Annotated in this window: 18 protein-coding genes, 1 pseudogene and 1 riboswitch; of the genes and pseudogenes, 14 read left to right on the top strand and 5 right to left on the bottom strand. The window is 32.9% G+C overall.

The window, feature by feature from the left end:
• Window positions 1-285: 285 nt before the first annotated feature.
• From ABH959_RS27945 to ABH959_RS27925, 5 genes are all read left to right on the top strand, one after another.
• A complete protein-coding gene (locus ABH959_RS27945) occupies window positions 286-2,391 on the top strand; it encodes a peptidoglycan D,D-transpeptidase FtsI family protein (RefSeq protein ID WP_113937229.1) in 2,106 nt (701 codons plus the stop codon).
• Between the two features lie 474 nt (window positions 2,392-2,865).
• On the top strand, window positions 2,866-4,311 hold the full coding sequence (locus ABH959_RS27940) for a L,D-transpeptidase family protein (RefSeq protein ID WP_113937230.1): 1,446 nt from the start codon (window positions 2,866-2,868) through the stop codon (window positions 4,309-4,311).
• Window positions 4,312-4,852: 541 nt separating this feature from the next.
• Entirely contained in the window at window positions 4,853-5,671 is an 819-nt protein-coding gene (locus ABH959_RS27935) for a C39 family peptidase (protein WP_033707376.1), read from the top strand.
• 26 nt (window positions 5,672-5,697) lie between these two features.
• Entirely contained in the window at window positions 5,698-6,378 is a 681-nt protein-coding gene (locus tag ABH959_RS27930; protein ID WP_002069011.1) for a response regulator transcription factor, read from the top strand.
• Window positions 6,375-8,222, top strand: a complete 1,848-nt coding sequence (locus tag ABH959_RS27925; RefSeq protein ID WP_033707378.1) for a sensor histidine kinase — start codon at window positions 6,375-6,377, stop codon at window positions 8,220-8,222. Before ABH959_RS27930 ends, ABH959_RS27925 begins: the two co-directional genes overlap by 4 nt.
• Window positions 8,223-8,481: 259 nt before the next feature.
• Here ABH959_RS27925 and ABH959_RS27920 read toward each other — a convergent pair whose 3' ends face one another.
• From ABH959_RS27920 to ABH959_RS27910, 3 genes are all read right to left on the bottom strand, one after another.
• Window positions 8,482-9,423, bottom strand: coding sequence for a DMT family transporter (locus tag ABH959_RS27920; protein WP_404493440.1), 942 nt, complete (start codon window positions 9,421-9,423; stop codon window positions 8,482-8,484).
• A 186-nt stretch (window positions 9,424-9,609) separates the two neighbouring features.
• Window positions 9,610-10,338 (bottom strand): hypothetical protein, encoded by a 729-nt coding sequence (locus tag ABH959_RS27915; protein WP_404493438.1) that lies wholly within the window; start codon window positions 10,336-10,338, stop codon window positions 9,610-9,612.
• 134 nt (window positions 10,339-10,472) lie between these two features.
• Window positions 10,473-11,057 carry a TetR/AcrR family transcriptional regulator gene (locus tag ABH959_RS27910; RefSeq protein WP_060487330.1) on the bottom strand — a complete coding sequence of 195 codons (585 nt, stop codon included), beginning with the start codon at window positions 11,055-11,057 and terminating at the stop codon, window positions 10,473-10,475.
• A 314-nt stretch (window positions 11,058-11,371) separates the two neighbouring features.
• On the opposite strand from ABH959_RS27910, the pseudogene ABH959_RS27905 reads away from it, so the two are divergent.
• Window positions 11,372-12,802 (top strand): annotated as a pseudogene (locus tag ABH959_RS27905) (IS4 family transposase).
• A gap of 578 nt (window positions 12,803-13,380) precedes the next feature.
• Window positions 13,381-14,208, top strand: a complete 828-nt coding sequence (locus tag ABH959_RS27900) for a DUF1835 domain-containing protein (protein ID WP_404493436.1) — start codon at window positions 13,381-13,383, stop codon at window positions 14,206-14,208.
• Between the two features lie 124 nt (window positions 14,209-14,332).
• Here ABH959_RS27900 and ABH959_RS27895 read toward each other — a convergent pair whose 3' ends face one another.
• Window positions 14,333-14,521: a hypothetical protein gene (locus ABH959_RS27895; protein WP_002069016.1), complete on the bottom strand. Its 189-nt coding sequence runs from the start codon at window positions 14,519-14,521 to the stop codon at window positions 14,333-14,335.
• 359 nt (window positions 14,522-14,880) lie between these two features.
• Window positions 14,881-15,026: riboswitch (cyclic di-AMP (ydaO/yuaA leader) on the top strand.
• Between the two features lie 88 nt (window positions 15,027-15,114).
• Here ABH959_RS27895 and ABH959_RS27890 point away from each other — a divergent pair.
• From ABH959_RS27890 to ABH959_RS27860, 7 genes are all read left to right on the top strand, one after another.
• A complete protein-coding gene (locus tag ABH959_RS27890; RefSeq protein WP_080448148.1) occupies window positions 15,115-16,611 on the top strand; it encodes an amino acid permease in 1,497 nt (498 codons plus the stop codon).
• A gap of 25 nt (window positions 16,612-16,636) precedes the next feature.
• Window positions 16,637-17,128 carry an MgtC/SapB family protein gene (locus tag ABH959_RS27885; protein ID WP_113937235.1) on the top strand — a complete coding sequence of 164 codons (492 nt, stop codon included), beginning with the start codon at window positions 16,637-16,639 and terminating at the stop codon, window positions 17,126-17,128.
• Window positions 17,129-18,360: 1,232 nt separating this feature from the next.
• On the top strand, window positions 18,361-19,047 hold the full coding sequence (locus tag ABH959_RS27880) for a response regulator transcription factor (RefSeq protein WP_016093763.1): 687 nt from the start codon (window positions 18,361-18,363) through the stop codon (window positions 19,045-19,047).
• Entirely contained in the window at window positions 19,044-20,120 is a 1,077-nt protein-coding gene (locus ABH959_RS27875) for a HAMP domain-containing sensor histidine kinase (protein ID WP_113937236.1), read from the top strand. The genes ABH959_RS27880 and ABH959_RS27875 overlap by 4 nt, the downstream gene beginning before the upstream one ends.
• A gap of 256 nt (window positions 20,121-20,376) precedes the next feature.
• Window positions 20,377-21,138: an ABC transporter ATP-binding protein gene (locus tag ABH959_RS27870; protein ID WP_269481746.1), complete on the top strand. Its 762-nt coding sequence runs from the start codon at window positions 20,377-20,379 to the stop codon at window positions 21,136-21,138.
• A 16-nt stretch (window positions 21,139-21,154) separates the two neighbouring features.
• The gene (locus tag ABH959_RS27865) at window positions 21,155-22,990 is read left to right on the top strand and encodes an FtsX-like permease family protein (RefSeq protein WP_113937238.1); all 1,836 of its coding nucleotides are present in this window, start codon (window positions 21,155-21,157) and stop codon (window positions 22,988-22,990) included.
• Window positions 22,991-23,358: 368 nt separating this feature from the next.
• Entirely contained in the window at window positions 23,359-23,739 is a 381-nt protein-coding gene (locus tag ABH959_RS27860) for a hypothetical protein (RefSeq protein ID WP_144513798.1), read from the top strand.
• Window positions 23,740-23,885: 146 nt separating this feature from the next.
• Here the strand turns inward: ABH959_RS27860 and ABH959_RS27855 are convergent, their stop codons facing one another.
• The gene (locus ABH959_RS27855) at window positions 23,886-24,479 is read right to left on the bottom strand and encodes a helix-turn-helix domain-containing protein (RefSeq protein ID WP_404493433.1); all 594 of its coding nucleotides are present in this window, start codon (window positions 24,477-24,479) and stop codon (window positions 23,886-23,888) included.
• Between the last annotated feature and the right edge of the window lie 567 nt (window positions 24,480-25,046).

The following is a 25,046-nucleotide window of genomic DNA, read 5'->3' as shown; positions in this document are numbered from 1 at the left end:
GAACTTTTATATAAATTCTACGTATTAAATATTTATTTTTCACATGAATTTACACCCTAAATTTTTTCTTGAAATATACATCTTTATATAATCTTTATATAAAATTTATGTTGTTTTCTGTTGCATATGTTTTTATCTAGTGAGTATGGAAATTTTATTATTGGAAAATTTTCAAATAGTTATTGTAGACATAATGTAAATGCAGGGGGAAATACTTTTGGGTTACGTGATGGGGATTTTTTAAGGATATTAGTTCATTGTATTGAGTATTAAAAGGAGATTAATATGAAGCAATCAAAAACATTACAAAAAAACAGGGTATCTATAAGGTTAAATATACTATTTTTGTGCATTTTTTTATCATTTTCAGCTATTATCATTCGGCTTGGAAAAGTACAAATTGTTGACGGGGAGGGTTATAAGAATGCAGTTGAAAAGCAAGAAAATGCGACGGTTAGTACTACTGTTCCACGTGGTCAAATTTTTGATAGGGAAGGTGAGAAAGTGGTTAATAATACTGCTGTTCGTACCATTTCGTATACAAAGGGGAAAGATATCACTTCTGAAGAAATCTTAAAAATAGCAAAAAAGCTCTCGAAAATACTTGAAATAACAGAAGAAGATATAAATAGGTTGACTGAAACAGACAAAAAAGATTACTGGATGCAGTTAAACAAGGAAAAAATGAAAAAAAAGATTACAAAAAAAGATGAAGAAAATCTACGTAAACAAAATATTGAAGGAAAAGAATTTGATAAGAAAATAGATGAATTGAGACGAGGACGCGTCACAGCAGAGGAATTGAATGAATTAAGTCCACAAGACTTAAAGATATTAACTATTAAAGGGAGAATGAATTCAGGTTATAAAATGACACCACAAATTATAAAGAAAAATGTATCTGAGAAAGAATACGCTACAATTAGTGAAAACTTATCTGAATTTCCAGGAGTTGATGCAACTATTGACTGGGAACGTAATTATGTAAATGGTGAATTATTCCGTTCTGTACTAGGTAATATAACAAGTACTGAAGAGGGGCTTCCAAAAGAAAATTTAGATTACTATTTAGTTCGTGATTACGATCGCAATGATCGTATTGGAAAGAGTTATATCGAGCAACGATATGAAGACGTACTACATGGAACTAAGGCAGAAGTTAAGAATGTTACTGATAGAAAAGGGAATGTTATTCAAACGGAAACGATCTCTAAAGGGAAAAATGGCAATAATTTAATTATGACAATTGATATGAAATTACAGAAGGCGGTAGAAGAAATTCTTGAAAAGCAATTAAAAGCTTATAAGGGGTCAGAGCCTCTTTTAGATCGGGCATTTGTAGTGATGATGAATCCGAATACTGGAGAAGTATTATCTATGGCGGGTAAAAAATTAGGGAAGAAAGATCGGAACATAGAAATAGCTGATTATGCTTTAGGTACGATGACGAGCTCATATGAGCTTGGATCAACTGTAAAAGGTGCCACAGTGTTAACGGGATTTGAAACGAAGGCTATTACACCTGGTACAAACTTTAATGATGCGCCTATGAAGTTTAAAGGGACAAAGGAGAAGAAATCTTGGAAAGATTTTGGGATTGTTGATGATTTAAGAGCCTTACAAGTTTCTTCTAACGTCTATATGTTTAATACGGCATTAAAAATAGCAGGAATAGATTACGTACCAAATAGTTCATTAGATATAAAGGCAAGTGCATTTGAAAAAATGAGATATTATTTTGGGCAATTCGGATTAGGGGTTCCAACTGGAATTGACCTCCCAAACGAAACATCTGGAATAATGAAAAAAGAAAATTATCAACCAGGTTTCTTGTTAGACTTAGCTATCGGACAGTACGATACGTATACTCCTTTACAACTTGCACAGTATGTTTCTACTATTGCAAATGGAGGAAATCGATTGAAACCACAAATTTTGAGGGAAATTAGAGAACAAACTACAAAAACTGAAGACATTGGTAAAATTGTGAAATCAATGGAACCAGTTGTATTGAACCATGTAGATATGAAAAAAGAATATATAGATCGAGTAAAGGAAGGGTTTAGACGTGTATTTCAAGAAGGTGACGGAACTGGTGTGAGTACTTTCAAAAACCTTCCTTATAAGCCTGCTGGTAAAACTGGAACAGCACAAACAGTTTATGGAGGTGATGATAATAGTGTTGGTAAGGATCAGGAAGGCAATCGTGTTCGTTGTTATAATTTAACTTTAACAGGGTACGCTCCATATGATAAACCGGAGGTGGCATTTTCTGTTGTTGTCCCATGGATAATTAATGACAAAGGCAATAAAGTTAATTCAATAATTGGTAAAGAGGTTTTAGATGCGTATTTTAATTTGAAAAATAATCAGGGGAAGTATGCAAACTAAAACTATGTAATAAGGAAGTAGAACTAAATTGACTTAAGGCAGTAATCTGAATGAATACTGTAGAAAGACATGGAATTGGGAACTATTTTTAAAATATGAAATAATTTGATAGCGATGGGGGCCGTAGCTATCAAGTTACAACTTTAAAGCCCCTAAATGGAAAAGTTGTATTTTTTGTGGCACCGAATTTCATATTTATCGTTTTGGGAAACTTGTTTTGCTAGATTTTCAGGCATAGAGTGGGGCCACTATTTATAATGATTTATAATGATTTATTACTTATATAAAAATATTTAGTGTGAATGAAAAATTTATCTATCATTTTTTATGTGTCGTTTATTAAAAGTCTAAATTAGATCAATTAATTGCGATAGAATCTGTTCAAAGATAATGGGATTTTAAGAATAATAAGGTACATTAGTCAATAATTTTAGTTTAAAATCTATTGACTTTGGTGTAAACGGGGGAAGTTTGATGAACAACAATAGAATAAATGAGTCAGTTGAAGAAGCTGATAAAAAAAGAGTAAGATCAAGCAAATGTTTTACAAATTGGAATCTTATTGCAGTGGGTGGTGGTATAATCACACTTCTCATTGGGGGAATGATTTATTATCAGGCAACCCACTTCAATTCGAATGTTACAATTAACGACACAAAAGTCGGTGGTCTGAGCGCTGATCAGGCAATACAGAAATTAAAAATATCTGGACTAGCAAACAAAGTCTATGTAGACCAACAACAAATTTTAGATGAAAAAGATACAAAAATGGAACTTGCAGAAAAAGATTTGCCTCAAATTAAGAAACTATTAAAAAGCCAGTGGACACTTTTCCCTTCCTCAAAGGAAAAGAATTATTCATTGTTACCAGAAAAGGCAGATCAATATCGTAGTAAAACGATGAAAAAACTTGTAGAAGAAAAGCTCATCTCTATGAATAAAAAATTAAAAGAGCCTCAAGATGCTATGGCGAAGCTCGAACAAGGCAAAGTTGTTATCTCCAAAAGTGTTGAAGGAAAACAGTATGACATTACGAGTTTACTGAAAGATTATGACAAGCAGAAGCATAGAAGCGAAATTCATTTGAAGTCTGTATACATACAGCCTATCAAAGAAGACGATCCGATTATCAAAAAAGAGGAGAAAGCACTACAAAATCTTCTTCAGCAGTCCGTTGATTATAAAGTGCAGAATGAAGTTTATCCTTTAAAAGCGAAAGGTTTAATTCAAAATGCCTCTATGTCAAAGGATATGAAAGTTACAATCGATGTGAGCAATATTAAGAACAAGGTTACTGAAATTAACAATGCTAAATCAACATTAAATAAAGATTTTACATTTAAAACTCATTCTGGGGCGGTCATATCAGTAAAAGGACAAGGCTATGGCTGGGCACTGGATGTTGAAAAAGAAGCAAAACAAATTCAACAAGGCTTTGAGAAAGGCGAAAAATCACTTTCTACTTCTAATATTCACGGAAATGGTTGGAAGAAGGAAGGGATCGGCTATGAAACAACATCGAATAATGGCATCGGAGACACGTATGTGGAAATTTCAATTGCAGAGCAACAAATTTGGATTTACAAGGATGGAAAATTAGCAGTTACAACAAATGTAGTAACTGGGAAACATAGCACGGGTGAAGATACTTCACCAGGTGTGTGGTACGTTCTTTATAAACGATCACCGTATACACTTAAAGGTAGCGCAGTAGGTAAAGGTGATTATGCAGTTAAAGTAGATTACTGGGTTCCATTCACAAATAGCGGTCAAGGATTCCACGATGCTGGCTGGCGAACAAACTGGGCAAATAATGCCTATTTAACTGGAGGATCGGGAGGATGTGTTAACCTTTCTCCTAGTATTGCAAAAAATGTGTATGATAATTTAAGCACTTATGAACCGGTTATCGTGTACTAGTAAATATCAATCTCGTGTGAGGCGATGTATGTATTAAGAAATTAAATTTATAAAAGAATCAGTGAAATCAATATGGAGGATAGGATGGAACTTTAATTAGCTGGAATACTACGAATCATATAGAAAAAGTTGAACAAGCAAATAATCAACACGAAAATAATGCTGATGTATGGATTTGGTCTAAATTAGACGAGTAAACGTTTCGTTTATGTATGACTTTTGAATCGGTACTTTTGTATTCAATCCAGATATGAAAAGTATACCGTGTGAATTTTAAACATATTAAGCAAACTACATTATTGTAAGTAGGTGCATTTTTTCCCTGTTTTTGAATTCATGATGTGTGATGAAATGGTTCAATGCATAAAAATAGTAAATATTGCATATCGATAGCACGATTTTTTACACATACGATTAATACGTGTAAGAGTCGTTTTTATATAATCTTGATATAAATTTTACTTTGTCTTTCTATAAATATGATTTTATATAGATATGAACAAATTAAACTCTCCTTAGAAAGTAATAAGGAGAGATACTCATGAATAAAATTAGAACGACAACATTCTGTTTATTCACTCTAGTGGTGTTAGGTACAAGTATTGAGATGTCAAATAATGATAGCCCAACAATTACTAATAAACAACGTGCCTTAGCAAATGAAGTGAAACAAAGATTAGAAGTAGAAGAAAAGCGTAATGTATCTGTAGAATCCGCCAATGAAGTGGTAGTTGAAAATGAAAATGTGCCTATAGGACAAGAGAAAGAAATTGCAAGACCATTGGATGTTCCACTGATTTTACAAAAGCCAGAATTGATGCGTGGTTGTGAAGTAACGAGCCTTGCAATGGTACTACAGTTTTCAGGTGCGCAAGTCGACAAGATGGAGCTTGCTTCAAAAATAAAACATGTACCATTTCAGAGAAATGGTTTGAAGGGAAATATGCATAAAGGGTTTATCGGGAATATGGCTACTTTTGATAAACCTGGATTAGGTGTATATGTGGAACCGATTTTAAAATTGGCAAAGTTATATGTCCCAGAAGAAAAAGTGAAGGATTTAAGCCACAAAGAACCTCAGCAAATCTATGAGGCGATAGATCAAGGGTTCCCTGTATGGGTATTAACAAATGCTCGTTTTAAACTGTTACCCGATGATCAATTTTATACATGGAGAACATACGAAGGGGAAATGAAAGTGACATATCATCAGCATAGTGTCGTAGTGACAAATTATGATGACCAATATGTATATATTAATGATCCGCTAAAGACAGAGAAACATATAGCGATTAATCGAGATGATTTTGAACAATCATGGGTTCAAATGGGAAGGCAAGCCATGACCATTTCCATATAGATAAGCATAGATCGGATGAGAATTATATGAAAAAAGTGTTGATTATTGAAGATGAAAAAATCATAAGAGAGGCGGTAGCACAATATTTCTCTCATGATGGATATGAAGTAATAACAGCGGAGGATAGCCGAATAGGATTAGAATTATTTACTGCACATGATGATATCAATTTAATCATATTAGATATTATGCTCCCAGTCATGGATGGATGGTCAGTGTGTAGACGTATTCGTAAGAACTCTACTGTTCCTATTATCCTATTAACAGCTCGAAGTGATGAGGATGATACATTACTTGGGTTTGAACTAGGAGCCGATGATTATGTAACAAAACCATTTAAACCAGCTATTTTACTAGCGAGAGCAAAGCGTTTATTCAAAGAGACAACTCAAATTGTACAATTCCAGGACTGCATTGATTTATGTGGTATTTATTTAGATAAATCGGCACGTTCTGTTTCTATAGATGGAAAAAAAGTAGATTTTACACATACAGAGTTTGAAATTTTACTATCGTTAATGCAGCATAAGGAGCAAGTATTGACAAGGGACACGTTAATTACGAACATTTGGGGATATGATTATGTTGGAGATGATAAAACATTAACTGCACATATGCGTAATGTACGTGTGAAGCTAGGCGACAGGGCAAAACATATTACAACTGTTGTTCGAACGGGCTATAAATTCGAGGTAGACAGAAGATGAGAAAGAAAATAGTTTTTCAATTGTTTTTTCTAACGTTTTTATTATGCTGTATGATTATTGCTGTTATATTTTTTGGACAAATGTATGTGATGAATTACTTGTATATAGATAAAGAAAAAGAACATGTTCAGAAGCAATTACAACAGTATAATACATTTTATGAAGCTTATAAACAGGATGAAAATAAACTGCAGAGTAAAGAACTCTCATATGAAAATCAGAAAGGCATTATGATTGCAAGGCTTGATGAAGCAGCAAATATTAAGAAATTACCGTCAGGAGATTATTATATAAAAGCGATAAATAAAAATGATCCAAGTCGAACATCTAAAGTTGTATTTAATAATTTAATTAATGCAAAGAAAGATATGGATCCTAATTTCAGTATTTTAATTACAAGTTTAATTAATAAGACGACCAAAATAGCTATTATGGATACTGCAAGTAAAGGGTCAAATAAAGACATAGTTATTCCTACAACATTAAAAATAAAAGGTTATGATGGAGGGTTTGTCTCGCCTACCTATTATCAAATAGACAAAATCATGATGTCAGGTGTTAAAAATGGGATGAAGATTTTTTCAAAAGAAGAAAGCGAAAAATATTATTTTTTAGAAGGAATTGTAAAAGAAATAAGTTTCCCAGTTTACTTCAATTCAAAAATTGATAACACATTATATAGTAACGAAGTGTTTGCAAATCGTATTTTACAATTTCAATCGGAGTGGATTACCGATAAAGTGAAATTAAACGGAGAAGAATGGGTACAAAACGAGATTAGTATAAATGGAATCAAGTATTTAGAAACCATTAAACCAATATTAAAAGATGGACAAGTGAAAGAATTTATTTATTCATTGTCTTCTCTACAGCCAATTACAAAAGCAACAGATATAATGAGCGATTACTATGTATATATTATTGCATTTGTGCTGGTTCTATCGCTTATTGTGTCTTTCTATTACTCAAGAATCATTACAAAACCATTATTGAAAATTAATGAAGCAACCAAAAAAATCATGGAATTTGAGTTTGAAGACCAGCTTTCTATAAAGTCTAAAAATGAAATTGGGGAGCTATCCTCCAATATTAATCAGCTTTCAGAGAGAATGGAAGGGTATATCAATCAGTTGAAAGAAGATTTAGAAAAAGAAAAGCAATTAGAACAAACAAGAAAAGATTTTATTGCAGGTGTTTCACACGAATTGAAGACACCACTCAGTGTCATGCAAGTATCGGCATCTATGTTGCAAGACGGGATTGCGCCTGAAATGAACCAATATTATTGGGAAGCGTTAGAAAAAGAAATAGAGAAAATGAATGTACTGATTGATGAGATGCTCAATTTGGCTAAATATGAATCAGGAACGTATCAAATACAGATGGAACAAGTCAATATGGGGGATTTTATTCAACAGGCTGAAAAAGATTTACACGGTCAAATTGATGAAAAGTCACTGCAAATCAAAATGAATATTGATGATGTGCGTGTGAAGGGAAAAGCTAATTTATTGGAACAAGTGATAACGAATCTGTTTACGAATGCAATTCGTTATACAGATGCGAGACGAATGATTGTGATAGAGGTAATAGAAGAAGAACATGGCGTATATATAGGGTTTGAAAATAAAGGATCGCATATTGCAGAAGAAAATATAGAGAAAATATGGGATCAATTTTATAGAGTGGATAAATCAAGAAAACGAGTATGCGGTGGTACTGGCCTAGGTCTTTCGATTGTAAAGAACATATTCGAATTACATACTGCAGAATACGGTGTAACCAATACGGAGGATGGGGTATTGTTCTACTTCCGTTTAGAAAAGTGGGATACAAAACAGTAACGTGCTTTTAGCTTCAAAAATAGTCTAAATCCTTAAGTTGATGGATGTGGGGTACCGCCACATCGCTATCAAGCTAACAAAACAAAGTACCCCTAAAATGAAAAAACGCTGATTTCTCAAAGTAATTAACTGTAGTGAAAGAAAATTTTCATTGTGGGGGTACATTAAAATTTAGCTTGATTGCCGTGGGGCACTAATAAAAATATAAAAAACTACTGAACTTATTCGTTACTCCCAAAAGAAGATATTGATGAATGCTTTAAAATACCCGGATTAAAGAAACACCAGCTATCATAACAATTAAACCGAAAATTTGTATTGGTTTGACTCGATTTTTCGAAGAATTAAGCAGGCCAAATTGTTCTACCAGCAAACTACCAGTGATTTGACCAAATAAAGTAAGGCTTACAGTTTGTCCATTTCCAATTTGATTAACGAGGTATACATTTATTAGAACATAAGCCCCACCTAATATCCCTCCAATCCATATCCACCATGGAGCTGACTGCTTAATAGGTTCTTTAATATTTGTGTAAGAGCGATCCATTATCCCGGCAATTATAATTAAGGTAATGGTGCCTACAAAGAATGAAACAAAGGCTGCTTGTGAAGAAGAATGAAGAACCTTTCCTAATTGACCATTGATAGCAATTTGTATAGCCAGTAACATTCCAGCTATTATACCTACTATACGCCAAATCCATTGATTTAACATGCTTTCCCTGTCTGTTTGAGAAGGTTGTTTTTTATTTTTCGTCTCTTGTATAGCTATAGCTAAAAAGACTCCTATTAAAACTAATACCACACCGAAGATTCGGTTTAATCCAAAAGAATACTGTATTGAATTAAACAAACCGTAATTATCTATTAACATACTCATTAAAGTCATTCCCAATATGGGCATTATCGCTGTTTGTACACTACCTAATTTAGGGAATAAAAGTATATTGGTCGTTAAAGCAACTGCACCACCAATTCCCCCCAGCCATATAAAGATTGGTTGACTCAGAAATAAGTCTAATGGAATACCTAATGGTGAACCACTAATTAATAGTGTGATAAGTAAGAAAATTAGTCCTACACCAAATGAGATCATTGAAGCTAAAAACGGAGAAATCACGAATTTTCTTAATTTGGCATTAATGGCTGTTTGCACAGCAAAAATAGCTCCGAAACTTATAGCTAGAAGTATTGCAAACATAGAAATCCCCCCTATTTTATCGAATTAAAATTCAGTCTTTTCCACTGAAATATTCTCTTTTAAAAAAATTAAAACGACGACATTAATTATTTCACAGTCGTCGTCACATATAATGAATACAATACGTTCAGGATTAATTACATTTAAAAAACTTATGTTTTTTATTTCAAGAAGGCTCTGTCATTATTAATTTTTTTGATCTTTTATCCATTGTAGCCAATAAGAAAACTCACATGCTAAATGCATTTGATGAGATTTAATAAGGCTATTAGGACAAAGTGCTGGAAATTCAACACTAGCTCTTACTTCAACCCCCTTGTTAGTATTTTTGAATTGGTGTCGAACTCCACCAATAACAGTACCGTCTTTCGTACGTGCAACACCTGCAGATTGGTACTGATAAGAGTTGTCTCTAGGTGTTTTTAATCCTGTTTCGTCACCATAAACAATGAAGAATTGAACAGGAAATGGAGAATTACCAGTAAATTCAATGACCTCTTGTCCATTTTCTTCTATAGGTCTTAATACATAATGATCTGGGCAAGCGGATAAATTTACTAGATCATTTTCTGGTGATTGCTTTAGCATAAGATTATCAAATTCACGTGAAATGTCCTCTGCTGTAATTCCATCTAAGTGGAAATCTGTTTTGGAAAATTTTCGTCTCTTTCCAGAAAAAGTAACACAGAGACGCATAATCATTTCGCCTAGACTAAGTTTAGATTTTAACTTATCGTACATTTCATTATAGGAATAACGCATCTTTAGTTCAGTTAGTTTTTTTACTAATTCGTCCGTATCTTTTATTTGTGACTCTTTATGCCCCAGTATACGAAAAGTCTTTTTAATACGTTTTCTTTTCCATTTTGTAAGTTGTTCATTGGAAATATTTTTTCCTTCAATATAAATTTTCATATTAATTCTCCTGTATTCTTAATCAATTGTTTTTCCAACAATCGTTTTTCAAACTTATTGTTAGTCAGTTTACTGAATAAAACCAAAGTATTTCTTTAAAACATATCTAGGAATAGAATTTCCATGGTGCTATTTTAGATATCTTCTTTTTGATCGTACTTTAATGTGGTTAATATTAGATTAATCATCTCTTTCTTCGTATCAAGATTTAAATTTATCTCCGAATGGGCAATACTACTAAGACCATATAAAATAAATCCAGAAGTTAAAAATGAGTTGTCGGTGTGGAAAATCCCCACTTTCACCCCGTCTTCAATTACCTGCTGAATTAGTGGGCGTAATTGCATGAATAATTTTTGCTCAAGTAGGTAATGTTGTTCTGTCTGAAATGAACTCGCATCTTTGTATGGTGCTAGTTTTTCAACAAATGTCCAAAATATATCTAGAGAATTTTTCATTTTTTGCATAACGAGCAATTCATTCGAAGTAAGTATTTGCTGAATTATTTCTATATTTTTTACAATAAAATCATTTAAAATCTCATCAACAAAATCTTCTTTAGATTTAAAGTAATAATAAAATAAACCTGTCGCTACACCTGCATGATTAACGACATCCTTTATGCTAAATCCTCCCATACCGTTTTTCATATAAAGTTCAAAACCTATATCCATTAATTCTTGACGCCTTATATCAGGTTCTTTTGATATTCTTTTCATAATTTATCTCCTACCGTATTATTTTTACGACTGAATCTGATTCAATGATAAATGACTGAACTTAATTCAGTCAAGCGTTATTGAATCAGATTTAGTCAGTTATTAATAGAAACATTGCATCCATATTTAAAACATCGTGACTTTATTTTGAACCCATATGTACAATTTTTCGTTTTGGGAGTACTTTAAAAGCATAGCTTGACAGCAATGTGGTGCTATCCTATCGCTATCAAGCTAATAAAAAGAAATGTCACCCTAAAATGAAAAAATACGCTATTCTTTCTGTAGAATCATAGGAAAGGATGGCGTTTTTTATGTCTGTTTCTGTGTCTGACGAATTACAACTATTTGCTCAAGAGATCCAAAGCTTTTTATCTCCAAATACCTTACGGGATCTTGCTAGAGATGTTGGTTTTGTACAACGAACCAGTAAGTATCAAGCAAAAGATTTAGTAGCTTTATGTGTATGGGTGAGCCAAAATGTAGCTATGACTTCTTTAACTCAGTTATCTAGCTGTTTAGAAGCATCAACAGAAGTACTCATCAGTCCTGAGGGACTGAATCAACGGTTTAATAAGGCGGCCGTCCAACTTTTACAACACCTACTAGCCGAACTATTAAACAAAAAATTAACCTCATCTATGCCGATTTCTTCTCCATATACTTCTGTTTTCAAGCGTATTCGTATTTTAGATTCAACTGCATTTCAACTTCCAGATCCTTTTTCATCCGTTTATCCAGGTGCAGGAGGATGCAGCCATACAGCGGGAGTAAAGATTCAGCTTGAGTATGATTTATTAAGTGGACAGTTCCTTCATATTCATACAGGTCCAGGGAAACAACATGATCGAACCTACGGTTCCCTGTGTGCCCCAACTGTGACAGCGAATGATTTATGTATCCGAGATTTAGGCTATTTTCATTTAAAAGACCTTCAATATATACAAGATAAAGAGGCCTACTATATCTCTCGTATCAAGTCGAATACACGTATTTATCAAAAAAATCCTAACCCTGATTATTTTCAAGATGGAAGAATTAAGAAAGGTACGGAGTATATACAGATAGATATGGAGACGTTAATGAACTCCCTTCAACCAGGACAAACATTTGAAATAGCTGATGCTTATGTAGGAATGATTGATAAAGTGCCAGCTCGTGTAATTGTTCATCGATTAACAAAACAATAGCAACAAAAACGATTACAAGATCAAGCTGTAAGAGAAAAAAAGAAAGGAATGAAGTATTCTCCTCGTAGTAAACGACTCAGTGGTATCAATGTATATATGACAAACACCTCTACAGATATTGTCCCGATGGGACAGGTACATGACTGGTATTCTTTGCGTTGGCAAATCGAAATTTTATTTAAAACGTGGAAGTCATTCTTTCAAATCCATCATTGTAAAAAGATAAAACCAGAACGATTGGAGTGCCATTTATATGGTCAATTGATTGCCATCCTACTCTGTTCTTCTATCATGTTTCAAATGCGCCAATTGCTCCTCATGAAGAAAAAACGAGAGCTTAGTGAGTATACAGCCATATATATGATTAAAGACTATTTTCTTCTTCTATTCCAAACTATACAAAAAAACACCCAAGAGCTATCAAAAGTGTTACTTCGTCTGTTCAATCTCCTACAGCAAAACGGGCGGAAATCTCATCGATATAAGAAGAAAACGGTCTTTGATATATTAGGTGTCGTTTACAATTGTACTATGTCGGACAATCAAGCCGCTTAATTCAAAAAAGTGAAACCCGTTAGGGTTTATTTCGTATGCAAATCTTTCAATCACCTACACTTTCCCTTTAGAAAAAAGAAACAATCTCGCCTAAAATTGACTTTGTAAAAGCTTAGCTTGATAGCGATGGGGTACCGCCACATGCCCATCGACTTAAAAATCTTCACTGCCCTCAAGTGTCAAAAAGCGTTATTCTTTCTAAACAAGCTAGATTAAAAAGGATTACGTTTTTTTATGAATAACACATATATTTCAATTAACATAATCCAGTATTCTCTGTATTCAATGTATCTAAAAAAACATCTGTTTGCTTACTGAAGGAGGGAGGCGTATTTACATAATTTTCGTTATAGGATGATAAATGTCACTTTAAAACTTTAAAAACAAGACCTTCAATTTTTTTACAGATAAAATCATCTGCAATGATAGGAAATCGTCAACCTTACAAAAGTGTAATGTAATTTTGGTAGTTATTTTTTTGTAAGCTATTTATAATAACTTTAGTAAGAGGAATTCTCATATATCCTATCTATATAGAGAAAAATAGCTGTATTAAGTTAATAAGGAGATTACATATTATGAATGTTATACATATTACCTTTGGAGATTCTGCATATGGAAATTTAAAGAATGCTTTTCAACAAAGAAATGAGTACAAAAATGAAAAAGTGATTTGTGTTAATGAGGATTTTTCGATAGGTCCTATTTATAAATTAGATTCTATTGAAGGAATGCAAGAAAGAAAACAATGGCTAAAAGAGGTGTTAACAACAGTTGGCCCCACTTCAGACTTAGATTACTTAGATTGGATTGAAACTACGCTTAAACAGAATTCGCAAATTGTAGAAGAGGTTCCAAGTGGGAGTAAAGTAATCTTATGGTATGGCGAAAATGCATCTGATGTCATTGGTGTAAGGTTTGTTTTATCACTGCTTCATGATAAAAATATGCAGGTTGAAGAAGTGAATGTTACAGATTTTAGCCATCATATTGAATTTACAGTGCGTGATTTACAGGACAAAGAAATTCCACATGTACTAAAAAGTTTAGGTGAATTGCCTTCTGAACTGGTTTTAGAAGCCATTCAAACGAAAAAAAAATTGTCTCAAGAACAAGTTCAAAGTTTAATACAAGATTGGAAAAAACACTCCCAAACGAATGGTGTCTTAAGAATATTAGTAAATGGACAACTAACTACTGTATCTGAAGATTATTATGATGTATCCATCTTGGATAATACGTCAAATGAATATCAACGTGCGATCCGTATTGTTGGAAAAGTGATGGGGGAGAATGAACAACGTATAGGTGATACTTATTTAACTTTCCGTGTTCACAAATTAATTCAACAAGAGAAATTAAATTTCCAAGGTAATTTAGTAAACATAGAAATCCGATTACCATAGATAATTGCATATTTTGAACAAAAATGCTATTTCTCACAGAAAATTCCAATTAGAGAAATAGCGTTTTTGTTCTAAAAATAACACAATTTCTTTTTTAACGAAAATAATGTTATTCTGTAGATCTTTAAACATTTAGTTTATAGTTTTTTGCTTCAACAAATACGTCAAAGTTTAGATATTTTTGTCCTTGTACATATACATTCTTAATAGTATTATAAGGAATTTCTAATTTTAATTTTAAAGCAAAGAACCCTGTTACCCCACTTAACTTTAAAATTACACTTTGATTATCAAATAATACTTCTCTTCCCATGAACTCCCTCCTAACTTTGATTAACATGTATTTTCTAAATTATACCCTCCCCATACGAAAACAATATATACTTAGTTACCATAACCCCACTTATCAGTAGTCCATGTAATTAAAAATAGTAAAGACACTAGTAGATAATAGACTCAATAAAAATGTGGCACAGTATTTTTATTTAATTCAAACTCTTCTTCATGCATTACTATACTTGTAATTCTCACTTTTTTTAAAGTATGTAACTTAATTTAAGAATTCAAATTATAAATAAAGTGTACAGCGCGAAAAATCCACCCTTGAAAAAACGTTTATTTTCTTGTTTACAAACAAGAGGGCATAGGAGTAATATATTGTACATAAATTCATATCACTATTCGCTGAATCCATATGGAGCGGGGGAACCAAATTTTGTGCGATTGCACTTGGGGTGAATCCTTCTTAAATGAAGGTAGGGCTACTCTCAAGGCCCGAATCCGACAGCTAACCTCGTAAGCGTTTCGAGAGGGGATACTATGGTGACTTTTAAAAACACTGGGTGAACTTTGGTGTCTTTTTTTATACTCTTTTTCTGGAAAATAATTCAAAAAAGGATGAGGCACTTGAAAGAGACACCCATAAAAACGAAAAATCCACTTTTTTCTTTCCCTTCTAATTCCCAGCCTTCTGAATTAAGAAGAGAATTAGGGATGAGACATTTAACAATGATTTCTATAGGTGGAAGCATTGGGACTGGGTTATTTATAGCAAGCGGAAATACGATTCATACAGCAGGACCTGGTGGAGCAATTATAGCTTATTTGTTGATGGGGTGTATTGTTTACCTGTTGATGACCAGCTTGGGAGAGATGGCAGCGTATATGCCTACATCGGGTTCTTTTAGTACGTATGCTTCTAAATTTGTAGATCCTGCATTTGGTTTTGCAATTGGTTGGAATTACTGGTTTAGCTGGACTATTACTCTTGCAGTTGAAATTTCATCAGGAGCTATTCTTATGAAATATTGGTTTCCATACAGTCCATCTATTCTTTGGAGTGCGTTATTCATCCTGTTTATGTTTGGAATTAATATTCTTTCAGTGAAACATTATGGAGAAATGGAGTTTTGGCTTTCACTTGTAAAAGTTATTACTATAGTCGTGTTTATTATGTTAGGAATAGCCACGATATTTGGAATTTTCAAAGGAAATCCCATTGGATTTCACAATCTAACAATTGGAGATGCACCCTTTCATGGAGGTTTTCTTTCTATTTTTAGTGTGTTTATGATTGCGGGGTTTTCCTTTCAAGGTACAGAAATGGTCGGAATTGTAGCTGGAGAAAGTAAAGCTCCTGAAAAGCATATTCCAAAAGCTGTGCGGCAAATCTTTTGGAGAATTCTCTTATTTTACATACTTACCATTTGCGTAATTGGAGTCATAGTTCCCTACACAGATCCGAATCTAGTTAACAATGATATTAGTAATATTACAATGAGTCCCTTCACATTAGTATTTGAGAAAATTGGATTCGCATTTGCAGCTTCTATTATGAATGCAGTTATCTTGGTATCAGTTCTATCAGCTGGTAATTCTGGAATGTATGTTGCAACCCGAATGTTATGGGTAATGGCAAGAGAAGGGAAAGCTCCAAAGTGTTTAAAAAAAGTAAATAAACAAGGTGTTCCTATTAATGCATTACTTATGACAACGGCTGTGGCAATCGTAGCGTTTGCAGCTTCTTTATTTGGAGAAGGGCAAGCGTTTATATGGCTTTTGAATGCTTCGGGACTTTGTGGATTTATTGCATGGTTAGGGATTGCTATAAGCCATTATCGTTTTCGACAGGCTTTTTTACATCAAGGAAAGAATTTAAATAAGCTCCCGTATCAAGCAAAGTGGTATCCTATCGGTCCTATTTTAGCTTTTGTAATATGTACTATTATTATTTTAGGACAGAATTATTCAGTCATTATAGGGTCACATGTCGATTGGTATGAAGTACTTGCTACTTATATTGGTTTACTGCTGTTTCTTGTATTTTGGTTCGGCTATAAAATTATAAAAAAAACAAAGGTGATTCCATTACAACAAGTCAATTTAGAGCATGATGATCATTAAGGATGGAAATTAAGGAGACAGAAATATGGAACTAGACATTCTACTCAGGTTACTTGTAGCAATACTTGTTGGAGCAATAATTGGTTTAGAACGTCTATGGCACAATTGCATTGCTGGATTACGTACAAATGTACTTGTTTCCGTTGGTGCTGCACTTTTTGTACTATTAAGTGTACTCACTCCAACTGATAATACACCTACAAGAATAGCTTCTCAAATTGTAAGCGGGATTGGTTTTTTAGGTGCTGGAGTTATTATGAAAGATGGATTGACAGTTCGAGGACTGGATACCGCAGCAACCTTATGGTGTTCTGCGGCTGTAGGAACATTAGCAGGTAGCGGCTATTTACTTATAGCTATAACAGGAACCATTCTTATTGTCAGCATAAATAGTTTACTAAGACCTGTTTCAAAATGGATTTCCGAAAAATCTGAAAAATGTTTTAGATATTCCCAACAAGTTACCGCTCTCTCTTATAGAGTAAAACATAAATCATCAGAGAAAAAAGATTGTTAAAGAGAAGCTAATTTTAACGAATTCCCCGAAAGAATTCTCCTTCCTCAAGCGTGTGAAGGGCGTAGCCCAGCGGTAGATGGGAGATGAATTTCGGTTTGGCATAGCCAAAAACTTTTGATAAACTAGCTATATGAAGTTCTTTGATAACTTGATATATGAGGTTGCAGGAAGAAAATAGAGTGCGAAAACCAAGCCATTCGGTTCCTGCGTAAAATATCAACCGTACCAAAAGAGCGTCCAAGCGTTGGACATCTAGGGGGGGGAACACCCCGAAGTAACGCTCAGGGAGACGAAAGGGTACTTTCGTCGTGGAACTGAGAAGCTCCCACTTCAAGCTTTGCTAAGTGGCGAGTAGTTCACAGTGTTTTATTCAAAATGTATAATTAGAGTTTTTATGGAGTCAAGATCGTTGTTTGTTATTCTTTTCTAAATTCACATAATTTTCAAATATATAAAGGTCATATATTAATATTTTTTGTATACTATAATCAACCCGTGGTTATAGTGTTTGCTCCGATTCAAATTATGAGATAGTTTGTTTTAACTTTTTTACATTATTTAAAAAAGAACTTGTAGGGATTCCTACAAGTTCTTTTTGTCCTTCGGATTGACGAATAGTAAGTGTTATTGGGGATACCGCTAACATTTCGAGAGTCGTCATATATTCTTATGACAAAATGCTGTAGAAAGCTTAAGAATTCTTAAGAACTTTTGCCCCTTTTTCTTAAGGTTTGGACTCTAGAGTATGATTATGAGTTCAAACCTGTGGGATGATTAGGTATGAAAACAATTCGCTTTCTTATTTCTGTATATAATGCACTAAAAATCAGTTGGTGCAGCCATTCCAATTTTAAGGTTTCTTGGAGACAAAATAATTGAAGGAATTAATTTGAAGAAAGTAAATTACATTGTCAAATATGGACTGAGTACAGGTGTATTCACAGAAAAATTAATTAAAAGAAGAAATCTCAAGACAATTATTTAATTAGTGGAAAATAATAAGGAATTTTATTTTTTTACTAAAAGCAAAAGTTAAAGAAAAAGGGAACTTATTTATTGTATATGGATCAGTAGTAAATATTGAACAATATATTAGGGAGAACGATATTACGTATATACATTATGTTATTTCTTGTCTTCCGTTTGCAAGCTTAAGAAAAAGAGAAGATAGAAATGTCTCACCTGCTTATGTCTTTAGCTGTTTAATACGAGAAAAAATATGGAGGAATCATATGGAGTCAAAAATTCTTATTGTCGATGATGATAAAGAGATTAGAAATCTTATCTCTGTTTATTTGGAAAATGAAGGTCTGAAAACTCAAAAGGCAGAAGATGCTATGGAAGCTTTACAACTGTTAGAAGAAAAGGAGTTTGATCTTATTATTTTAGATATTATGATGCCTAATATGGATGGTATTGAAGCGTGTATGAAGATTAGGGAAGACCGCAATATGCCTATCATTATGCTATCTGCAAAATCTGAGGATATAGACAAAATTCAGGGTCTAGCCTCTGGTGCAGACGATTATTTAACAAAACCGTTTAATCCATTGGAATTAATCGCTAGGGTAAAATCCCAATTAAGAAGGTTTAAAAAATACAATACGTCAATAAATCATAATAAAAGCATCCTAGAAATTGGTGATTTAACCGTGAATACAGATACACGTCAAGTATGGGTAAGGGGAAAGGAAACAAGGCTAACTCCAAAAGAGTTTGATATTCTCGAACTACTTGCCCGTAACAAAGGGATTGTCCTGAGTGTTGCAAAAATATATGAAGCCGTTTGGAAAGAGGTTTTTTATAAATCAGATAATACCGTCATGGTGCATATTACAAAAATAAGAGACAAAATCGAAGAGGATTCTAAACATCCCATTTATATTAAAACTGTTTGGGGAATTGGGTATAAAATATGAAGAGGGTTAGTTTTAGAAATAAAATAATTATAAAACTTCTTGTTGCTGTTGCAGTTAGTTTTTTTGCTTCGTTTGGTTTAACAATCCTCAATTTTCTATACATCATAGTACCATTATTTATAAAATACGACCGTTTGGGTATGTTTGCATTCTATTTCGCAATATTCTTCTTAATCGCGTTCGCAATCTTTACTTTTATAATAATTTTTTTGATATTGGTTCGAAAGAAAATAGTATATTTGAAGCTCATTTCTGATAATGTGAATGATATTGCCAATGGAAAACTGGGTTTGACAATTGGGATTAAGGGGAAGGACGAATTGACCCAACTTGCTCAAAATATAAATTATATGTCTAAGGAATTGGAGCATACATTTGAACAGGAAAGGCGATTGGAACGTACAAAAAATGAACTTATAACCAATGTATCTCATGACTTACGCACACCGTTGACATCTATTATCGGCTATGTAGATTTATTAAAAAGAGGGCAATACGACAGTAAAACACAATTACAGGAGTATCTCGAAACCACATATTTAAAATCACAGAGATTGAAATATCTAATAGATGAACTATTTGAGTATACCCGTTTATCAGGCATCGATACTAAGTTAAACTTTAATGAAGTTGATTTATCAGGTTTGTTAGAACAAATAGTTGGAGAATACATTCCTATATTTGAAAAGGAAAGTTTAATCGTTCAAAAATCAATCACGGAAGAAACAATACCTATCTTCATAGATATAGAAAAAATGGTACGTGTTTATGAAAATCTGTTTATGAATGCGATAAAGTACAGCATGAAACCATCCGAATTATCAATAAGTCTTGAACTAATAGGTAACAAAGCAATTTTAAAAGTATCAAATAAAGTCGAGAAGCCACCTGTTAGCGATCCAAATAAATTGTTTGAAAGGTTTTTCAGGGGAGATAAGGCAAGAAAAGATGACCAGGGAAATGGTCTAGGACTTGCTATCTCAAAAAGAATTGTTGAACTTCATCATGGTAATATACATGCAGAGTATAAAGACGGCTGGATGTCCTTTATTGTTGAACATCCAATCAAATAGAATGGCTTATGGAATTACAGGTTCCATAAGCTTTTTTTTTATAAAATCTTAAGAATTCTTAAGGTTTTTACGGGGTGTTTTCTAATTTTCATAGTTTATCATGTATATATTGAAAGCGATGAGGTGAGTGAAGTAGATAAAGAAGAAAGTTTTCATTTTAGCTTTAAGGTGGATGCAACATGAAAATTTTATTAAAAGCAAATAAGAATAGCAGCTTATTTTAAAGAAATGAAAAAACAAACGTAGGAGGATATATATGACAAAACCAGTTGTAGATGTGAAAAACGTCCAAAAAGTGTACGGTAAAAAAGGTGAGAATCACTCACACGCGTTAAAAGGTGTTTCATTCTCAATTCAAGAGGGTGAGTTTGTCGGAATTATGGGACCTTCTGGTTCTGGTAAAACGACATTATTAAATGTAATTTCAACGTTAGATAAAGCAACGGGCGGCGTTGTTGAAATTGCAGGAACGGATATTACGAAAATGAAACAAGGTGAGCTTTCTGATTTCCGTTCACAAAAGTTAGGATTCATTTTCCAAGACTTTAACTTATTAGAGAACTTATCTATTTACGAAAACATCGCTCTTCCACTTTCACTTCAAGGTGTTTCATCACGAAATATTGGACCGAAAGTAGAAAAAGTAGCTGATATGTTAGGCATTTCAGCAATACTTCAAAAGTATCCATCTGAAGTATCTGGTGGACAGAAGCAACGTTCAGCAGCAGCACGTGCGTTAGTGCATGAACCAGCAATTATTTTAGGGGACGAGCCAACAGGATCGCTTGATTCTAAAAATGCAACGAGTTTACTGGATGCGATGACAAACTTAAATAAAGAGCAAGGGGTATCTATTATGATGGTTACGCATGATCCGTACAGTGCAAGTTACTGTCAGCGTATTTTATTCATTCAAGATGGTGAGCTATATAAAGAAATTCATCGCGGTGGTACACGTGATGAATTTTATAAAAAAATTTTAGACGTGCTTGCAGACTTAGGCACACAAAAAGCGTAAGGAAGGAAGTTCAATCATGTTATTTAAGCTTTCCATGTCAGGCCTAAAAAGTAAGTTGCAAGATTACATTGTCTTACTTGTTGGTCTTATTGTCTCTATTTCAACTTTTTATATGTTTCAAACATTAGCACTCAATAAGGCGTTCCTTGAATCTAACTCTTCTATTGGGGATATTGTGTCTGTATTTAAAATTGGGTCCTTTTTGTTAGCGTTTATCACATTTTTTTATATTTTATATGCAAACTCGTTCTTATCATCTCTTCGCCAAAAAGAATTTGGTATGTATATGATGTTAGGAGCAAAAAAGCATAAAGTTACCTTACTTATGTTTATCGAAACAATTATATTAGGTGCCGCATCTCTTGTGATTGGAATTACAGTTGGTGTAGGGCTCGCAGAAGGTATCGGTCAGCTATTAATGAAACAACTCGAGTTTGCTGGCGAAGGTTATAAAGCATTTTATCTGCCATCTATAGCTATTACTTGCGTCTTCTTCTTTGCACTATTTGTATTATCGGCAATTATAAATAGTATTAAATTATCTCGTATTTCTGTACTGCAACTTGTACATGCAGATGAACAAACAGAACGTGTCGCCATAAAAGGAAAAATGACAGTTGTAGTTGCAATCCTTGGTGTGATTTTATTGGGTATTGGTTATGCATCACTAATCTATATGAAATATGCAAACCCGCTAATGGGTCTGGGATTAATGGCCGTTGGATTAATCACAGCAACCGTTGGTACTTACATGTTATTTGGATCACTTCTCCCAGTTATGATTAATAAGTTAAAGAGTAATAAAAAACGTAGTGAAAAAGGTCTCAATGCTTTTACTTTTGCACAATTAAATTTCCGCATTAACGGCCTAACAAATGTGCTTGCCACGGTAGCAATCTTAGTGGCTCTTGGCACTGGCGGAATTGCGTGTGGTATGGCATTTAAAAACAACGTAATAAAACTAGTTAATGGTAGTGAAATTTACGATTCAGTCGTTCATAATCCAACAGCTGAAGAAAAGAAAATTTTGAATACTATCTTATTTACAGAGAAGCTTGAATATCATTACAAAATAGAAGGTCAGTCGATTTATTATTTAAAAGAGGATTTAGAGAAAAATCGTCCTTTAGTATTGAAAAATAAAAATGAAAGAGCAGAGTTTGGGAAAACAAAGAGAGTTTCAGAAGAGTTGCCAATTGGTGCAAACGTGAAGAAGACACCGCAACAATGGAGCGACGCTTTCCAAACAATCCAGCCAAAGTATATATATCCTGATCATAAAATAAAAATTGTAGACAAAAACATGTATCATAGTATAAAGGGTCCAGAAAGTACTATGTTTATGGGGAAAACAGATGATTTTAAATCATATTTAAAAGAATGGAAACAACTTGACGAATTACAGTTAGCTAAATATACAAGTATGAAACCTGAAGAACTGAAGAGTAAATATCAAATGTATAATTCTCTTCATGGTATGTTAAGTGGATTGATGTTCATGGGCTTCTTCGTCGGAATTGCGTACTTAGCAATGATGGCAAGTTGCTTGATGTTTAAAGTTCTGTCTGGTGCATTCAAAGATTGTACACGTTATCAAATGCTTCGTAAAATCGGTGTTCGCCAAGAGTTATTAGCACAATCAATTTATAAGGAGTTATTCTTTGTATTCTTAGTCCCAGCAATTGTGGGTATTGTTCACGTATTAGTTGGTATGAACATGTTCAGCGTTCTTTTGCCTGATCCGTACAATCGTATTTGGGTACCAATTATTATTTTTGTAGTAATTTACTTGATTTACTATTTTACTACAGTTCAATTGTATAAAAGAATTGTACTTCCAAAAGAAAATTAGTTTTACAAAACATACAAAATGTTAAACTTATAAAACCCAGTGATATCAGTATGTGTGCATGAAATCACTGGGTTTTTATTTGGATATTTAATGGTGTGTTTTACAAATTATAAAAAGATATAAACTTAGTTTTACTTTTTAAATATTATCCGTCCTAAAAAATGACCAATGTTCATAAAGGTACAAATTTTAAAACATGTTTAATGTTCATATTTTGAAAATGAATTTTACAAAAATATGAACTAAATTACATACTCAAAACTCTACAAATGAAGTGATTAATACAAAGGAAATCAATAAATTCTATAGAATATTTTATTAGATCATTACATTTTATACTAATAGATATAAGGGAGATAATTGATAATATGTTTGATAATACGTTTAAAAATGAGTTTGATAAGATAAAATCAAAAACCGCTTCAATTATTTTAACAAACGGTGTTACAGCATCTGAGCGCAGGATTGCTACAAAAGACCCTAATGACCCAAATGATTTAACTCCTGAAAGCACTTTGGAGGAGGCAATTAAAATAGGATTTAACACAACAGAAAAAGAAGGACTTCTGTATTGGGTAGATGATAACTTGGATAATGAAGTGCCGATTCATGAAACAGTTGTTAAAATCTCTTATGATGAAGAAACAGCTAATGAAATCCAAACACAATTAACCAACTTGAATGATAATCGAGTTTACAACGTCACACTTAAATCAGGTATGACGATTACAATTACAGCAAAGAATTAATAATGGAATTAAAAACGTATAATCCATATTTGATTTATTGATGTGGATGCAAAAAATACATATTTTTAATTAGGAATCCTTATTATGAAAAGGATTCTTTTTTTGTCCCAAAAGGTACAATTTGTAACAGTTAAATAATTTAAAAATTATTTAACTGTTACAAATTCATTTATTAATCTAGCTCTACCTTCTTTGGGATATGCATGTTTTTCTAGAAAATCTTGATGCCACGTTCTATCTTGTATACTTAAATCTTCTATTTTGTATCCCAAATAGTTGTTCAATTTATCTCGGTTCAATTCAATTTCATAAACTAGCCCTTTATATGGAATATTAATTAAGACATTTTCCAAAAATGGAAATTGACGTAATAAACGAGCGCTTTCTTGAGTTAGTATTTTATTAATCCTGTCACCTGTTCCGAAGTATTCTTCATAGGTTTTAGCGTCATTACCTGGATTTTTATTTAACATGGCATATTCATTAAAAGAATCAACGTACTGAATAGCTACATTTTTAGATTTTTCGCTTATACATACTTCCTTTACAAATGGACCTCCTTGAATATTCTTAATGTATGAACATAAAGCTGGATGGTTTTGTGTAGCATCTATCACCCACGTTTTCCCAATTTTTTTTGATACTACTTCACCCTTTGCACAAAGATTTTTTATGTATCCAGGTGATAATCCCCATAAAACCGCTGCCTCTTCAACCCCAATTACTTTATCTAGTTTCATCTAATCACTCCAATTAAATGCGTCATCGCATGTATTTTTTTATACGTTAACATGCGATGACGCATTTGTAAATACTCTTAAAGAAATTTATTGAATCTTGGATAATTTGTTTTTCATTTTATACCATTTCAAGAAAATAAATTGCAGAGATACATCTATATTAATCAAATAATCTTTTTATAAATTCTCTATACTGCATACCAAAAGGTACGCCTTTTGAAGTAGGTATATTTCTATAAAAATCAATGTGTCGAAAGGATCAAGATAACATTTTGAAGGACTTCAAAAATACATAGACCTTTTGAATCATATATGAATTGTTGGGGGGGGAAAGTTTTCCTTCAAGATAATGTAATTCCCATAATCCATTTGAATCGTTACATTAATATGAATGAATTAACAAGAATGATGGTATAAGTCATTAGGTAAGAATGGGAGTATCTTAAACAAAATTAAATGGGGTTAGTTCTGTAAATCTATAAAATTTAGTTTTAGAGTTTCTTGTCCCAACCAATATCTAAAAGCGAAAGTTTAGACTTTCTTGTCTAAATAGTTTGGAGTTTTATG

The organism is Bacillus sp. RC51 (genome assembly GCF_044908115.1).
In the GTDB taxonomy this organism is placed as follows: domain Bacteria; phylum Bacillota; class Bacilli; order Bacillales; family Bacillaceae_G; genus Bacillus_A; species Bacillus_A mycoides.
This window is presented reverse-complemented; position numbering and strand designations above follow the sequence as displayed.

Bases quoted from the DNA above. Each gene is read 5' to 3' on its own strand.
- ABH959_RS27915 (WP_404493438.1), bottom strand. From the start codon at position 10,338: ATGAAAATTTATATTGAAGGAAAAAATATTTCCAATGAACAACTTACA.
- ABH959_RS27885 (WP_113937235.1), top strand. From the start codon at position 16,637: ATGGAACTAGACATTCTACTCAGGTTACTTGTAGCAATACTTGTTGGA.
- ABH959_RS27925 (WP_033707378.1), top strand. From the start codon at position 6,375: ATGAGAAAGAAAATAGTTTTTCAATTGTTTTTTCTAACGTTTTTATTA.
- ABH959_RS27895 (WP_002069016.1), bottom strand. From the start codon at position 14,521: ATGGGAAGAGAAGTATTATTTGATAATCAAAGTGTAATTTTAAAGTTA.
- ABH959_RS27910 (WP_060487330.1), bottom strand. From the start codon at position 11,057: ATGAAAAGAATATCAAAAGAACCTGATATAAGGCGTCAAGAATTAATG.
- ABH959_RS27855 (WP_404493433.1), bottom strand. From the start codon at position 24,479: ATGAAACTAGATAAAGTAATTGGGGTTGAAGAGGCAGCGGTTTTATGG.
- ABH959_RS27860 (WP_144513798.1), top strand. From the start codon at position 23,359: ATGTTTGATAATACGTTTAAAAATGAGTTTGATAAGATAAAATCAAAA.
- ABH959_RS27930 (WP_002069011.1), top strand. From the start codon at position 5,698: ATGAAAAAAGTGTTGATTATTGAAGATGAAAAAATCATAAGAGAGGCG.
- ABH959_RS27940 (WP_113937230.1), top strand. From the start codon at position 2,866: ATGAACAACAATAGAATAAATGAGTCAGTTGAAGAAGCTGATAAAAAA.
- ABH959_RS27920 (WP_404493440.1), bottom strand. From the start codon at position 9,423: ATGTTTGCAATACTTCTAGCTATAAGTTTCGGAGCTATTTTTGCTGTG.
- ABH959_RS27935 (WP_033707376.1), top strand. From the start codon at position 4,853: ATGAATAAAATTAGAACGACAACATTCTGTTTATTCACTCTAGTGGTG.
- ABH959_RS27865 (WP_113937238.1), top strand. From the start codon at position 21,155: ATGTTATTTAAGCTTTCCATGTCAGGCCTAAAAAGTAAGTTGCAAGAT.
- ABH959_RS27900 (WP_404493436.1), top strand. From the start codon at position 13,381: ATGAATGTTATACATATTACCTTTGGAGATTCTGCATATGGAAATTTA.
- ABH959_RS27945 (WP_113937229.1), top strand. From the start codon at position 286: ATGAAGCAATCAAAAACATTACAAAAAAACAGGGTATCTATAAGGTTA.
- ABH959_RS27875 (WP_113937236.1), top strand. From the start codon at position 19,044: ATGAAGAGGGTTAGTTTTAGAAATAAAATAATTATAAAACTTCTTGTT.
- ABH959_RS27880 (WP_016093763.1), top strand. From the start codon at position 18,361: ATGGAGTCAAAAATTCTTATTGTCGATGATGATAAAGAGATTAGAAAT.
- ABH959_RS27870 (WP_269481746.1), top strand. From the start codon at position 20,377: ATGACAAAACCAGTTGTAGATGTGAAAAACGTCCAAAAAGTGTACGGT.